Genomic DNA, 326 nt, shown 5'->3' on the forward strand with positions numbered 1-326 from the left:
CGGATGAGTTGCCCCACAGGACACAAGCTGCAAGCGACATCAGGATTTGTTTGAGCGGATTTCGCATTCGGATGCCCCCATCTTGGCCCGGGTATTCGTGAAGCGAGCTTTCCGGCAGATCGTCGTCTCACGCACACGATATTAGGACTATCGTCCTAATCTTTGCGAGAAGAGCGATCTGTGTCAACGTTGCGTTACGACCACTGTCAGAATTTGAACATACCTTTGGTGATGTTCCTCACCTGCACAACGCAAAGCGAACTGGATCGATGGACAAGAAAATTGAAAGCTACATTCCCGAAAGGGTAACGCACCTGCTGCAGGAT

This window comes from Lutimaribacter marinistellae, from assembly GCF_042648365.1.
GTDB lineage: Bacteria > Pseudomonadota > Alphaproteobacteria > Rhodobacterales > Rhodobacteraceae > Lutimaribacter_A > Lutimaribacter_A marinistellae.